The organism is Nocardioides allogilvus (genome assembly GCF_003047285.1).
Classification (GTDB): domain Bacteria; phylum Actinomycetota; class Actinomycetes; order Propionibacteriales; family Nocardioidaceae; genus Nocardioides; species Nocardioides allogilvus.
The window spans coordinates 41,568-55,253 of sequence record NZ_PZYX01000008.1 but is presented as its reverse complement, the minus strand read 5'-3'; the positions used below and the strand labels follow the sequence as shown (position 1 = coordinate 55,253).

14 protein-coding genes are annotated in these 13,686 nt (G+C 69.1%); 7 read left to right on the top strand and 7 right to left on the bottom strand.

Annotated elements, in window-relative coordinates:
* Window position 1: 1 nt before the first annotated feature.
* Entirely contained in the window at window positions 2-820 is an 819-nt protein-coding gene (locus tag C9J87_RS12865; RefSeq protein WP_157953192.1) for a hypothetical protein, read from the bottom strand.
* A gap of 295 nt (window positions 821-1,115) precedes the next feature.
* On the opposite strand from C9J87_RS12865, the gene C9J87_RS12860 reads away from it, so the two are divergent.
* A complete protein-coding gene (locus tag C9J87_RS12860; protein WP_107705721.1) occupies window positions 1,116-1,343 on the top strand; it encodes a hypothetical protein in 228 nt (75 codons plus the stop codon).
* Complete coding sequence (locus tag C9J87_RS12855; protein ID WP_107705720.1) at window positions 1,340-1,618, top strand: hypothetical protein; 279 nt, start codon at window positions 1,340-1,342, stop codon at window positions 1,616-1,618. The genes C9J87_RS12860 and C9J87_RS12855 overlap by 4 nt, the downstream gene beginning before the upstream one ends.
* Before the next feature lie 34 nt (window positions 1,619-1,652).
* Here the strand turns inward: C9J87_RS12855 and C9J87_RS12850 are convergent, their stop codons facing one another.
* From C9J87_RS12850 to C9J87_RS12830, 5 genes are all read right to left on the bottom strand, one after another.
* Window positions 1,653-2,804: an acyl-CoA dehydrogenase family protein gene (locus C9J87_RS12850; RefSeq protein ID WP_107705719.1), complete on the bottom strand. Its 1,152-nt coding sequence runs from the start codon at window positions 2,802-2,804 to the stop codon at window positions 1,653-1,655.
* The gene (locus C9J87_RS12845) at window positions 2,804-3,943 is read right to left on the bottom strand and encodes an acyl-CoA dehydrogenase family protein (protein ID WP_010831760.1); all 1,140 of its coding nucleotides are present in this window, start codon (window positions 3,941-3,943) and stop codon (window positions 2,804-2,806) included. The genes C9J87_RS12850 and C9J87_RS12845 overlap by 1 nt, the downstream gene beginning before the upstream one ends.
* A 1-nt stretch (window position 3,944) precedes the next feature.
* A complete protein-coding gene (locus C9J87_RS12840) occupies window positions 3,945-5,096 on the bottom strand; it encodes an acyl-CoA dehydrogenase family protein (RefSeq protein ID WP_107705718.1) in 1,152 nt (383 codons plus the stop codon).
* A 69-nt stretch (window positions 5,097-5,165) separates the two neighbouring features.
* The gene (locus C9J87_RS12835; RefSeq protein WP_010831762.1) at window positions 5,166-6,323 is read right to left on the bottom strand and encodes a S1C family serine protease; all 1,158 of its coding nucleotides are present in this window, start codon (window positions 6,321-6,323) and stop codon (window positions 5,166-5,168) included.
* A gap of 136 nt (window positions 6,324-6,459) precedes the next feature.
* Entirely contained in the window at window positions 6,460-7,770 is a 1,311-nt protein-coding gene (locus C9J87_RS12830) for a citrate synthase (RefSeq protein WP_010831763.1), read from the bottom strand.
* A gap of 260 nt (window positions 7,771-8,030) precedes the next feature.
* Between C9J87_RS12830 and rplM the strand changes: the two genes are divergently transcribed.
* The 3 genes from rplM to glmM are packed head-to-tail and all read left to right on the top strand — an operon-like array spanning window position 8,031 to window position 10,357.
* Window positions 8,031-8,474 carry a 50S ribosomal protein L13 gene (rplM, locus tag C9J87_RS12825; RefSeq protein WP_107705717.1) on the top strand — a complete coding sequence of 148 codons (444 nt, stop codon included), beginning with the start codon at window positions 8,031-8,033 and terminating at the stop codon, window positions 8,472-8,474.
* 17 nt (window positions 8,475-8,491) lie between these two features.
* Window positions 8,492-9,001, top strand: a complete 510-nt coding sequence (gene rpsI / locus C9J87_RS12820) for a 30S ribosomal protein S9 (RefSeq protein ID WP_010831765.1) — start codon at window positions 8,492-8,494, stop codon at window positions 8,999-9,001.
* Between the two features lie 9 nt (window positions 9,002-9,010).
* Complete coding sequence (glmM, locus tag C9J87_RS12815) at window positions 9,011-10,357, top strand: phosphoglucosamine mutase (RefSeq protein ID WP_010831766.1); 1,347 nt, start codon at window positions 9,011-9,013, stop codon at window positions 10,355-10,357.
* 6 nt (window positions 10,358-10,363) lie between these two features.
* On the opposite strand, the gene coaA is transcribed toward glmM, so the two are convergent.
* Window positions 10,364-11,332 (bottom strand): type I pantothenate kinase, encoded by a 969-nt coding sequence (coaA, locus tag C9J87_RS12810; RefSeq protein WP_036490081.1) that lies wholly within the window; start codon window positions 11,330-11,332, stop codon window positions 10,364-10,366.
* A gap of 64 nt (window positions 11,333-11,396) precedes the next feature.
* Here coaA and glmS point away from each other — a divergent pair, with 64 nt between their 5' ends.
* Both glmS and C9J87_RS12800 read left to right on the top strand, forming a co-directional pair.
* On the top strand, window positions 11,397-13,253 hold the full coding sequence (gene glmS / locus C9J87_RS12805; RefSeq protein WP_107705716.1) for a glutamine--fructose-6-phosphate transaminase (isomerizing): 1,857 nt from the start codon (window positions 11,397-11,399) through the stop codon (window positions 13,251-13,253).
* A 24-nt stretch (window positions 13,254-13,277) separates the two neighbouring features.
* Window positions 13,278-13,631, top strand: coding sequence for a holo-ACP synthase (locus C9J87_RS12800; RefSeq protein WP_010831769.1), 354 nt, complete (start codon window positions 13,278-13,280; stop codon window positions 13,629-13,631).
* The last annotated feature ends 55 nt before the right edge of the window (window positions 13,632-13,686 follow it).

Genomic DNA, 13,686 nt, shown 5'->3' with positions numbered 1-13,686 from the left:
CTCAGCTCGCTTCTCTTTCTCGGCCAGCTTCCAAGGCCTTCAGCAGACCGAGCGCGACTGACTCATTGACGTCGCACCCCTCGAGGTCAGACGTCACCAACCGCGCGGCATCCATGTCGGGCGAGACGAGGAAGACGTTCGGGGAGATCGGATAGGGCTCCTCGCTCCAAGTCTTGTGAGCCAACCATGCCATCGTGAGTGCGGTGTGGATGGCCTCCTCATCCACCGGCACGTGCACCCAGAGCTCGAACTTGGTCGGAACCGCTACCAGGACTCCGTGGATCGGGAAGCCGGTGCCCAGGACGCGTCGCAGTACCTCCGGCAGCACTGTCACCCGCGCTGCGCCGTAAGCGTCGGGACTGTCGAGGAACTCGACCCATGAGCCCCCCACGCGTGGATCGACTCGGCGTCGGGTGTGACGTGGCAGGGGTAGTCCCGCAAGGTTGCTGAGGGCTGCGTCGTAAGCCTTGTCCCGGTCGCCGATGAGGGCGAGCTCGCCGAACTCATGGCTTGCCCCTTTGCCCTGCGCTGCCAGCACGGCGAAGAGCCCGGGCAGTGGCTCGAGTGCGTCGTAGGTGAGGAGTCGATCTGCTCGCTCCTTGGGCCACAGCTTCACCCGGAGGTCGGCGGGCGCCGGAGGCTGGTCCGGCCGTATGGCGATGAGGGTTGACAACTGGTCCCGAACGGCGCGTGGCCATCGCTTGCGCGGCATCAGGCTCAGCGTGCGCGCGAGGTTGTCGAGCCCCAGTTCGCGACCGTCCGTGAGCGTGAGCGCGACGCTGTCCAGCACGCTCGAGCTGTGGCCGAGGTCGGTGAGCACGCGTTGGGCCTCGCCGATCAGCCAGCGGGTGTCAGCGGCGCTGAGGCCGGGGAACTTCGGTTCGTGTGGCTGTGTCATGAACCGATCGAAGCAAAATCGAGGACGCGGCGTCGTCCGTCATCCACAGGCTGCTGATCATGGGCCACTTTCCGTCCACACCCCTTCCGAGGTTTGAGTTCTCCCCAGAAAATGGCGGCGTCGTCGGGAGTGTCCGTGCGCGCTCCTAGCGTTGCGGCATGACTTCGACGATGGTGGCGTTGATCCGCCCGAAGGTACAAGTTATCTTGGAAAGGCGATGAGCCTGCTGTTCATTGCTCAGTCGGCGCTCAAGCACGGAATGAGCGAAGAGGAGATTCTTCATGCGTACCACCACCCGATCCGGGCTTGGGATCTCGGCGATGGGTTCACCATGGTCCTCGGACCGAACCACGCCGGAATTCTCTGTGAAGTCGGTTATGTCGATGGCGGGGAGGCCTTCGTCATCGTTCACGCCATGAGGGCCCGCGAGAAGTTCCTGAGGTGACGAAGATGCCGCGCACAGTTGACGAGATTCTGAAACACGCCGAAGAGCTCACGCTTCGGTTCGAGTCCTATGAGCCAGATCCCGAACACGAACTCGATGCCAGCGCTGTGGTCGTGCTGCGAGATGCCGTCGTCGAACGTTCCGAGGCGGAGCGCCATCTAGTTGAGGCGGTGCGCATCGCACGCGAGGCCGGGATGACCTGGTCTGTGATCGGGTCGCTGGTCGGCACCAGCGGTGAGGCTGCGCGGCAGCGATACGGCAACAAGGTCGCGTGACAGGCGTGATCGCGGCATTGCTGGTCCAGTGCACTCATACGAACGCGCTGATGCCCGTCTCGGCGCGCCCGATCAGCAGCTTCTGGATCTGGCTGGTTCCTTCGTAGAGCGTCATCACCCGGGCGTCGCGGAGATACTTCGCGGCGGGGTACTCGTCGACGTAGCCCGAACCGCCGTGGATCTGGATGGCGAGGTTGGCCGCCCGGACCGCGGCCTCGGAGGCGAAGAGCTTGGCCTTGGACGCGGCCGTGCCGAAGGGCTCGCCGCGATCGACGAGGTCGGCGCAGCGCCACACGAGCAGGCGCGCGGCGTCGGCGTCGAGGGAGATGTCGGCGATCATGTCCTGCACCAGCTGGAAGGCCGCGATCGGCTTGCCGAACTGGGTGCGGGTGGTGGCGTAGTCCACCGACGTCTCCAGGCAGCCCTGGACGATGCCGACGCACCCCGCGGCGACGGCGAGCCGGCCCTTGTCGAGGGTGCTCATCGCGATCTTGAAACCACGGCCCACCTCGCCCACCACGGCCGAGGCCGGGACCCGCACGTCGGTGAGGAAGAGCTCGGCGGTCGCCTGGCCGCGCAGGCCGAGCTTGCCCTTGATCTCGCGGGCCTCGAACCCGGGAGTGTCGGTGGGCACGAGGAAGGCGGTGACCCCGCGGGGACCGTCGTCGCTGGTGCGGGCGAAGATCAGCGCCACGTCGGCCCAGGTGCCGTTGGTGATGAAGAGCTTCTGCCCGTTGAGCACCCAGTCGTCGCCGTCGCGCGTCGCGCGCGACGTCAGGTTGCCGGCGTCGGAGCCGGTGTCGGGCTCGGTCAGGCCGAAGCAGCCGAGCTTGCTGGCGGTCGCGAGCTGGGGGAGCCACTCCTGCTTCTGCTCCTCGGAGCCGAAGAAGAGGATCGACTTGCCGACCAGCCCGCTGCTCACCGACACGATCCCGCGCAGCGCCGAGTCGGCCCGGCCGAGCTCCTCCATGGCGAGCGCGTAGGTGACGTAGTCGCCCCCGAGACCGCCGTACTCCTCGGGGATGGTCAGGCCGAAGAACCCGATCTCGCCCATCTTGGGCACGATGGCCAGGTCGACGGCCTCGTCGCGGTCCCACTGGGTGCGGTGGGGGACCGCCTCGCGGTCGAGGAAGCTGCGGGCGAGGTCGCGGAAGGAACGTTGCTCCGGGGACAGGGAGAGGTCCATCAGGCCAGCGCCTCGACCTCGCCGTGGTCGGAGACCCTGTCGGCGAGCCGCGTGAGGTGGTGATGGGCGCCGCCCAGCCACATCTCGAGCACGGCGAGGTGTGCGGTCCCGACGCCGACGGAGTATTCGGCCGTCATCGCGATCCCGCCGTGGAGCTGGATGGCCTCCTGGCCGATGTGGCGGCTGGCGCGTGCGACCTGGAGGCCGACGCGATCGGCCGCGTCGGCGATGTCCTCCTGGCTCCCGGCCGCGACCACCATCGTCGCCCAGTCGACGAGGCTGTGAGCGAGCTCGAGCTCGACGTACATGTCGGCCGCCCGGAAGGTCAGCGCCTGGAAGGTGTTGAGGGTGACGCCGAACTGCTTGCGGCTCTTGAGGTAGGCGTTGGTCGCCGCGACCTGGGCCTGCATCACGCCGAGCGCCTGGTTGGCGCCCATGATCCGGGTGATGTCGCTGATGGTCGCGATGGTCGCCGTGAGGTCGCGCCCCGGCTCGCCCAGGGGAATCGCCGGAGTCTCGGACAGCTCGACGCGGGCCGCGCGGCTGCCGTCGAAGACGGCGTGGTCGGCCCGCGTGGCCGCCGACCCCTCGACCACGAACAGGCCCGTGCCGCCGTCGGGAAGGGACGCGTTCACCACGAGGTGGTCGGCCCGTGCGCCGTTGGGCACCGGGTCGCGCACCCCGGTCAGGGTCCAGGTGTCGCCGTCCCGGGCGGCTGTGACTCCTTCCGCTTCGGAGCTCCAGCGCCCACCGGGGGAGGTGTCGGCGGCAGCGAGCACGATCTCGCCCGCCGCGAGCCGGCCCAGCAGGTCGGCGCGCTGCTCGGGCGAACCGGCCGCCGCGACCAGGCCGCCGGCGTGCACGACCGAGGCCAGGAACGGCTCGGGTGCGAGCACCCGGCCGAGCTCCTGGCAGACGATCCCGATCTCCACCGGGCCCGCGCCGACACCGCCGTCGTCCTCGCTGAAGGGCAGCCCGAGCACGCCCATCTCCGCGAGCCGGGCCCACTGCCCCTCGTCGAAACCCGGAGCCTCGGCCACCGCCCGGCGCCGGTTCTCGAACTCGCCGTACGCCTTGGTCGTGAGCCCGCGGACGGCCTCGCGCAGCGCCTTCTGCTCGTCGTCATACGTGAAGTCCATGTCAGAGTCCCAAGATCGTGCGGGCGATGATCTGGCGCTGGATCTCGTTGGACCCGCCGTAGATCGAGGCCTTGCGGAGGTTGAGGTAGGTCGGGGCGGAGCGTCTCGCCCAGCCGGGCACCGGCGAGTCGTCGTCGGCGCCGGAGGCCAGCGCCCCCGGGCCGGCGAGGTCGAGCGCGAGCTCGCTGACCGCCTGCTGCAGCACGGTGCCCTTGAGCTTGAGCACGGACGAGGCGGGGTGGGGAGCGCCGTCGGTGGAGTGGGCCACGACGCGCAGCGCGGTCAGCTCGAGGGCCAGCAGCTCGTTCTCGAGCTCAGCCACCCGGGCCCGGGTGAGCGGGTCGTCGAGCAGGTCACCGGCGTTCTCCTTGAGCGTCGCCAGGGCACGCTTGGTCGCACCGACCGGGGCCACGCCGACGCGCTCGTTGCCGAGCAGGAACTTCGCGATCGTCCAGCCGCCGTTGAGCTCTCCGACCAGCAGGTCACCGGGGACGCGCACGTCGCTGAACCAGACCTCGTTGACCTCGTGGCCGCCGTCGATCATCTCGATCGGACGGACCTCGACCCCGTCCAGCGTCATGTCGATCAGCAGCATCGAGATGCCCGCCTGCTTCTTCACGTCGGGATCGGTCCGGACGAGGGTGAAGATCCAGTCGCCGTACTGCCCCAACGTGGTCCAGGTCTTCTGCCCGTTGACGATCCAGTCGTCGCCGTCGCGCACCGCGGTGGTGCGCAGGCTGGCGAGGTCGGAGCCGGCGTCGGGCTCCGAGAAGCCCTGCGACCACCAGATGTCGAGGTTGGCCGTCTTGGGCAGGAAGCGCTCCTTCTGCTCCTGGCTGCCGAACTGCGCGAGCACCGGGCCGATCATCGAGGCGTTGAACGCCAGCGGAGTCGGGACCCCGGCGCGTTGCATCTCCTCGTGCCACAGGTGTCGCTGCAGGGTGGTCCAGTCCTTGCCGCCCCACTCCACCGGCCAGTGCGGGACGGCGAGGCCGGCGGCGTTGAGCGCCTGCTGGCTGGCCACGATCTGCTCGCGGGTCAGGTGGCGTCCCGCGAGGACGGTGTCGCGGATGTCCTGGGGGAACTCGGTGGTGAAGAACGTCCGCATCTCGTCACGGAATGCTGCGTCCTCGGCGGACAGTTCCAGCTGCATGCTGCTCCTCGGCGTCGGGTCCCGGCGGGGGACCGCCCCATCATGTCCCGGCGCGCAAGGCTGCGACAGTCACTCGCCGTCGGAGTCCAGCACCAGTTCTGCGCTCTGCTCCTCCTCGCCGCGCAGCCAGCTGACCTCGACGGTGTCACCGGGGCGGTAGGACCGGATGGTTGCGACGAGTGAGTTGGCGTCGGTGATGCGGGTGTCGTCGATCCCGGTGATGACGTCGCCGCTCTCGAGGCCGGCCTCGTCGGCCGTCGACTCCGCGGTCACCTCGCGCACGATCGCGCCCTCGGCGCTGTCGGCGGTCGGGTTGCCGACCTGGATCCCGAGGCGGGCATGGGTCGGCGTCTCGCCGGCGCTCATCTGGTCGACGATCGGCATCACCTCGTCGATGGGGATGGCGAAGCCGAGGCCGATCGAGCCGGAGGCCGACTGCTCCCCGAAGCCCGACTGGGACGCCGCCGTACGGATGGAGGAGTTGATGCCCACCACGGCTCCCGTCATGTCGACCAGCGGACCACCGCTGTTGCCCGGGTTGATCGCCGCGTCCGTCTGGATCGCGGGGTACGTCGTGGAGTTGCCGCCCCCGTCGGAGCCGGCGTTGACCGGGCGGTCCAGCGCGCTGACGATCCCGCTGGTGACCGTGGCGTCGAGGCCGAACGGCGAGCCCACGGCCACGACCTCCTGGCCGACGGCGAGGTTGGCCGACTTGCCGATGGTCGCAGCGGTCAGGTCGTCGACCCCCTCAGCCTTGATCACCGCGGTGTCGGTCAGCGGGTCGGCGCCGAGGACGGTCGCATCGGCCGTGCTGCCGTCGGCGAAGTCGACGGTGATCCGACCGCTCTCGCCGGCGACGGCGATCACGTGGTTGTTCGTGAGGATGGTGCCGTCGGAGGTGAGGATGATGCCCGACCCGGAGCCCGACCCCTCCTGCCCGACGACGTCGATCTTGACGACGCTGGGCAGCACGTCGGCGGCGACCTGCTCGACGGAGCCGTCGGCTGCCGGCGCCTCGGCCTGCGCGACCGGGGACGCGCTCTCGGAGGGCTGGGACGCCGTCTGGCTCCGGGTGTCGTCGTGCGTCGCGTCCCACGCGGCCGCGCCCCCGAGCCCGGCGCCGCCGCCGACGACCAGCGAGGTCGCGACCACCGCCGCCGCGAGTCCGGCTCGGCGCTTCTTGGGCTGGACGGGTGCAGGACCGTAGGAGTAGGTGTCATCGCTCATGGCACCGACAGTGCCCGGCGAGGCTGTGAGCCGCCTGAGCGGACCTGAAGGGAAGATGAAGAAGTGTGAGGCGCCGTACGAACGACAACGGCCCGCATCCCTGCTCGAGGGGTGCGGGCCGCCGTTCGTCAGTGTGTCAGGCCCAGCGCTCGGACGCAGGCACGAAGGTGAGCTGGCGCTCGCCGGTGTAGATCTGCTTGGGGCGCGCGATCTTCTGGTCCTTGTCCTGGATCAGCTCGGACCACTGCGCGAGCCAGCCGGGCGTGCGGCCGATCGCGAAGAGGACCGTGAACATCTCCGGCGGGAACTGGAACGCCTCGTAGATGAGGCCGGAGTAGAAGTCGACGTTGGGGTAGAGCTTGCGCGAGATGAAGTATTCGTCCTCGAGGGCGATCTTCTCCAGCTCCTTGGCGATCTCGAGGAGCGGGTTGACCCCGGTGACCTCGAAGACGTCGTCGCAGGCCTTCTTGATGATCGTCGCGCGCGGGTCGAAGTTCTTGTAGACCCGGTGCCCGAAGCCCATCAGCTTCTCGTTGCCGTTCTTCACGCCCTCGATGAAGGAGGGGATGTTCTCCTTGGTGCCGATGCGCTTGAGCATGCGCAGCACCGCCTCGTTGGCACCGCCGTGCAGCGGGCCGAAGAGGGCACCGACGCCGGCCGAGACCGCGGAGTAGGGGTCGACCTGGCTGGAGCCGACCGAGCGGACCGCGTTGGTCGAGCAGTTCTGCTCGTGGTCGGCGTGCAGGATGAACAGCACGTCGAGGGCCTTGACCAGGCGCGGGTCGGCCTCGAACTTCTGCTCGCTCATCTTGAACAGCATCGACAAGAAGTTGGCGGTGTAGCCGAGGTCGTTGTCGGGGTAGATGAACGGCTTGCCCTGCGCGTGCCGGAAGGACCAGGCGCCCAGGGTCGGCATCTTCGCGATCATCCGCACCATCTGGATGTGCCGGTTGTCGGCGTCGCTGATGTTGCGGGCATCGGGGTAGAACGTCGACAGCGCACCCACGGAGGCCATCAGCATGCCCATCGGGTGGGCGTCGTAGCGGAAGCCCTCCATGAAGGACTTCACGTTCTCGTGCACGAACGTGTGGTAGGTGATCTCGTGCACCCAGGCGTCGAACTCGGCCTTGGTGGGCAGCTCACCGTGGATGAGGAGATAGGCCACCTCGAGGAACGAGGACGACTCGGCGAGCTGCTCGATCGGGTAGCCCCGGTATTCGAGGATGCCCTTGTCGCCGTCGATGAAGGTGACGGCGCTGCGGCACGAGGCGGTGTTGACGAACCCGGGGTCGTACGTCGCCAGGCCGGGCTCGCCCTCGGCGGTGCGGATCTGGCCGAGGTCCTTGGCGTTGATCGTCCCATCGGTGATGGGGATGTCGTACTCCTGGCCGGTGCGGTTGTCGCGAACGGTCAGGGAGTCCGTGGAGTTGGCCGCTACGTCGGTCACGTCGGCTCCTTGAGGCGGGATGTGAGATGTCCGTCCAACCTAGCGGCGACCCTCGCCGGGGCGCGAACTCGCCCCCATTTTGACCCCTCCTGCCCGCCCGCGTAATCTGGCTGGTCGCGACTCCTGCCGCGCCCAACTCCCTCTCCGGAGCGGTGCAGACCTGGATGCAATGAAGCCAGGCAGTGTTCGTCAGAAGTCGCGGTCACACCCCGGTTGGAACACCTTCCCGCCGGACCTACGAACGAGAACGGGATACAGCCGTGCGCACGTACAGCCCCAAGCCCGCTGACATCCAGCGAGAGTGGCTCATCATTGACGCCACCGATGTGGTCCTGGGACGCCTCGCCGTCCAGACCGCCAACCTTCTCCGCGGCAAGCACAAGCCGACCTTTGCTCCGCACATGGACATGGGCGACTTCGTGATCATCATCAACGCCGACAAGGTCGCCCTCTCGGGCAACAAGAAGGTCACCAAGCTTGCCTACCGCCACTCGGGTTACCCCGGTGGTCTCTCCTCGACGCCGTTCGGTGAGCTCCTCGAGAAGGACGCACGCAAGGCCATCGAGAAGGCTGTCTGGGGCATGCTCCCCAAGAACAAGCTCGGTCGCCAGGTCTTGAAGAAGCTCAAGGTCTACGGCGGTGCGGAGCACCCGCACGCCGCGCAGCAGGCCATCCCGTTCGAGATCTCCCAGGTCTCCCAGTAAGCGCATAGGACTGAACCGTGACTGAGAACATCGAGAACACCGCAGAGGTCGAGGAGACCTTCGAGACCGACGCCGACGGCGTCGCCTACAGCTCCGAGAGCGCCCCGTCCGCTGACGCCCCGCTGCGTCCCGCGACGATCGCCCCGGGTGCCGCCACCGGCCGCCGCAAGGAAGCCGTTGCACGCGTCCGGATCGTCCCGGGCACCGGCGAGTGGACGGTCAACGGCCGCACGCTCGACAGCTACTTCCCCAACAAGCTGCACCAGCAGATCGTCAACGAGCCCTTCGTTGCGCTGCAGCTTGAGGGTCGCTTCGACGTCCTGGCCCGCATCCACGGCGGCGGCATCGCCGGTCAGGCCGGCGCCCTGCGTCTCGGCGTGGCCCGCTCGCTCAACGCCATCGACGTCGACGCCAACCGCGCCGAGCTCAAGAAGCTCGGGCTGCTCACGCGTGACGCCCGCGCCGTCGAGCGCAAGAAGGCCGGTCTCAAGAAGGCCCGCAAGGCCTCGCAGTTCAGCAAGCGCTGACCTGCCTGCATGACACGCCTTTTCGGCACGGACGGGGTCCGGGGTCTGGCAAACGCCGCACTGACGGCGGAGCTGGCCCTGGACCTTTCCGTTGCCGCGGCACATGTCCTGGCCGACCGCGGTGACTTCGCGGGGCATCGCCCCGTGGCCGTGGTGGGCCGGGACACCCGCATTTCCGGGCAGTTCCTCGAGGCCGCCGTCGTGGCGGGGCTCGCGTCGGCCGGTGTCGACGTGCTCCTCCTCGGCGTCCTGCCGACCCCCGGCGTCGCCCACCTGACCGGGGCGCTCGGCGCCGACCTGGGCGTCATGTTGTCGGCCTCGCACAACCCGATGCCGGACAACGGCATCAAGTTCCTCGCACGCGGTGGCCACAAGCTCGACGACTCCGTCGAGGTCGCCATCGAGCGGCGCATGCGTGAGGAGTGGAACCGGCCGACCGGCGGTGCCGTCGGTCGCGTGTCGCCGTACGCCGATGCGGTGCGCGACTATGCCGCCCACCTCGTCGCCTCGACGACCCTGCCCCTGGCCGGCCTCAAGGTCGTGCTGGACTGCGCCGAGGGAGCCGCCTTCGAGGCCGGTCCCCAGGCACTGCGTGACGCGGGCGCCGACGTGATCGCCATCCACGCCGAGCCCGACGGGCTCAACATCAACGACAACTGCGGCTCGACCCACCTGGAGTCGTTGCAGCGCGCCGTCCTCGAGCACGGCGCGGACGCCGGCTTCGGCCTCGACGGCGACTCCGACCGCTGCCTGGCGGTCGACCACGAGGGCAACATCGTCGACGGCGACCAGATCCTCGCCGTGCTCGCGCTCGCGCTGCGCGACCAGGGCAAGCTCGTCAAGGACACCGTCGTGGCCACCGTGATGAGCAACCTCGGCTTCGTCCGCGCGATGAAGGCGGCCGGGGTCGGCGTACGCCAGACCAAGGTCGGCGACCGCTACGTCCTCGAGGCGATGAAGGTTTCCGGCTACTCCCTCGGCGGCGAGCAGTCCGGGCACGTGATCCTCTCCGACTACGCCACGACCGGCGACGGCATCCTCACCGCCCTCAAGGTGCTCGAGCGGATGGCCGCGACCGGCCAGTCGCTCCAGGAGCTCGCCGGCGTCATGACCCGTCTGCCGCAGGTGCTCGTCAACGTCCCCGACGTCGACAAGGCCCGCGCCGACGAGGACGCCGTGCTGGCCGCGGCTGTCGCCGAGGAGGAGGCAGCGCTCGGTGAGACCGGGCGCATCCTGCTGCGCCCGTCGGGCACCGAGGCGCTCGTGCGCGTGATGGTCGAGGCGCCCACCGCCGAGATCGCCCACGACGTCGCCCACCGCCTCGCCGACGTCGTCAAGGCCCAGCTCACCCTCTGACTCCGCTCAGAGCTTGCGCAGCCGCACGTAGCGCACGGAGTGGTCGGCGTCCTTGCGCAGCACGAGAGTCGCCCGGCCGCGGGTGGGAGCGACGTTCTCGGTGAGGTTGGGGCCGTTGATGGTGTCCCAGATGTGCGTGGCCATCTCGACGGCCTGGTCGTGGGTGAGGCCGGCGTACTTCGAGAAGTAGGAGGCCGGGTCCATGAAGGCGGTCTCGCGCAGGCGCAGGAAGCGTTCGATGTACCACTTGCGGATGTCGGCGAGCGCGGCGTCGACGTAGACGGAGAAGTCGAAGAAGTCGCTGACCGCGAGGCCGGCGCGACCGTCGTCGCGCACGCGTGCGGGCTGCAGCACGTTGAGGCCCTCGATGATCACGATGTCGGGACGCTTGATGACGACCTTCTCGTCGTGCACGACGTCGTAGACGAGGTGGGAGTAGGTCGGCGCCTCCACCTCGTCGCGCCCGGACTTGATGTCGATGACGAACCGCAGCAGCGCCTTGCGGTCGTAGGACTCGGGGAAGCCCTTGCGGTGCAGGATGCCGCGTCGTTCGAGCTCGGCGTTGGGGTAGAGGAAGCCGTCGGTCGTCACCAGCGCGACGTTGGGGTGCTCGGGCCAGTGCGCCAGCATCTGCTGGAGGACGCGGGCGGTGGTCGACTTGCCGACCGCCACCGATCCGGCCAGGCCGATGACGAACGGCGTGCGCGGCGGCTGCTGGCGGTGCAGGAACTCCTCCTGCTCGCGGTGGAGCCGGCTCGCGGCCTCGACGTACTTCGAGAGCAGACGCGAGAGCGGGAGGTAGACCTGCTCGACCTCGCGGAGGTCGAGCTCGTCACCGAGGCCGCGCAGGTGTCGCACCTCGTCGGGCGTGAGGGGGCTCTTGGTCTCCCGGGCCAGCGCGGCCCATGCCCCCCGATCGAGCTCCACATAAGGGGAGGACTCGCTCGAGATGGCCAACCCTGTGGCGTCCGACATGTCGAGGATTGTTGCACCGGCAGCGTGTCCGGGCACCGGGGGCCGCCCGCGTAGACTCCGGCTCATGTGCGGAATCGTGGGTTACGTCGGGGAGAAGCAGGCGCAGGACGTCGTGATCGAGGGGCTGAGGCGACTCGAGTACCGCGGCTACGACTCCGCCGGGATCGCCCTGATCGACACCAGCTCGGGTGCCGGCACGATCGCCTCCGACAAGCGTGCGGGCAAGCTCGCCAACCTGGAGAAGGCGATCGGCGAGGCACCGCTTCCCGCCGCCACCACCGGCATCGGCCACACCCGCTGGGCGACCCACGGCGCCCCCAACGACGTCAACGCCCACCCGCACCTCGGCCAGGTGCGCCGGGTCGCCGTCGTGCACAACGGCATCCTCGAGAACTTCGCCCAGCTGCGGGCCGAGCTGGAGACGGCAGGCCACGAGCTGGTCTCCGAGACCGACACCGAGGTGGCCGCCCACCTGCTCGAGCTCGAGGTGCAGTCGGGCGCCGACCTGACCACCGCCATGCAGCGCGTGTGCCAGCGACTCGAGGGCGCCTTCACCCTGGTCGCGATCGACGGCGAGGACCCGTCGCGCGTCGTCGCCGCACGCCGCAACTCCCCGCTCGTCGTCGGCCTGGGTGAGGGCGAGAACTTCATCGGCTCCGACGTCGCCGCCTTCATCGAGCACACCCGCGAGGCGCTCGAGCTCGGTCAGGACGAGGTCGTGACCATCACCCGCGACGGCGTCGAGGTCACCGGTTTCGACGGCAGCCCGGCCGAGGGCAAGCGCTACCACGTCGACTGGGACCTCTCGGCTGCCGAGAAGGACGGCTACGACTGGTTCATGCGCAAGGAGATCTTCGAGCAGCCGCGCGCGGTCGCCGACGCGCTGCTCGGTCGTCACGACGGCAACGGCAAGCTCCAGCTCGACGAGGTGCGGGTGTCCGAGGACGAGCTGCGCTCGATCGACAAGATCATCATCGTCGCCTGCGGCACCTCCAACTACGCCGGGCTGGTCGCGAAGTACGCCATCGAGCACTGGACCCGGATCCCCTGCGAGGTCGAGCTCTCCCACGAGTTCCGCTACCGCGACCCGATCCTGACCCGGGACACGCTGGTCGTCGCCATGAGCCAGTCGGGCGAGACCGCCGACACCTTGATGGCGATCCGCCACGCCCGCGAGCAGGGTTCCCGGGTGCTGGCGATCTGCAACACCAACGGCTCCACCATCCCGCGCGAGTCCGACGCGGTGATCTACACCCACGCCGGCCCCGAGATCGGCGTCGCCTCGACCAAGGGCTTCCTGACCCAGCTGATCGCCTGCTACCTCCTCGGTCTCTACCTCGCCCAGGTGCGCGGCACGAAGTTCGGCGACGAGATCTCCCAGGTCCTCGACGAGCTGGCCAAGATGCCCGAGCACGTCCAGACGGTGCTCGACCGGTCGCAGGCCATCTACGACCTCGCCGCCAAGCACGCCGAGACCAAGTCGGTGCTGTTCCTCGGTCGCCACGCAGGCTTCCCGATCGCGCTCGAGGGCGCGCTCAAGCTCAAGGAGCTCGCCTACATCCACGCCGAGGGCTTCGCGGCCGGCGAGCTCAAGCACGGCCCGATCGCGCTGATCGAGGACGGGCTGCCGGTCTTCTGCATCGTGCCGCCCGAGGGTCGTGACGAGCTGCACCAGAAGATGGTCAGCGCGATCCAGGAGATCCGCGCCCGTGGCGCCCACACCATCGTGCTGGTCGAGGAGGGCGACGAGTCCATCACGCCGTACGCCGATGAGCTGATCCGGCTGCCGCGGGTGCCCACCCTCCTGCAGCCCGTCGTGGCGGTCGTGCCGCTCCAGCTCTTCGCCTGCGAACTGGCGACCCGCATGGGCCACGACGTCGACCAGCCGCGCAACCTCGCCAAGTCCGTCACGGTCGAATAGCCACCACCCCGGAAAGGAGCACCCGTGCCCGTCGTCGGCGTCGGCATCGACGTGGTGGACGTCGCGAGGTTCGCCGAGTCGCTCGAGCGGACCCCCGCGCTGCGCGAGCGACTCTTCACTCCCGCCGAGGCGAGTCGCCCGCTAGCGTCGCTGGCGGCACGCTTCGCGGCGAAGGAGGCCATCGCCAAGGCGCTGGGCGCTCCGGCCGGGCTGGCCTGGCACGACGCCGAGATCGTCTCGGAGGAAACCGGTCGCCCCCGCTTCGAGCTGCGCGGGACCGTCGCGGCCCGCGCCGAGGCCCTGGGAGCCAGCCACGTGCACGTGTCGCTGTCCCACGACGCGGGTATCGCGTCGGCGGTGGTCGTGCTCGAAGGCTGACTGGGCTAGCGTTGGCTCGCCGTCGACGACGGCCCCGAAATGCGAGTCACTCGGG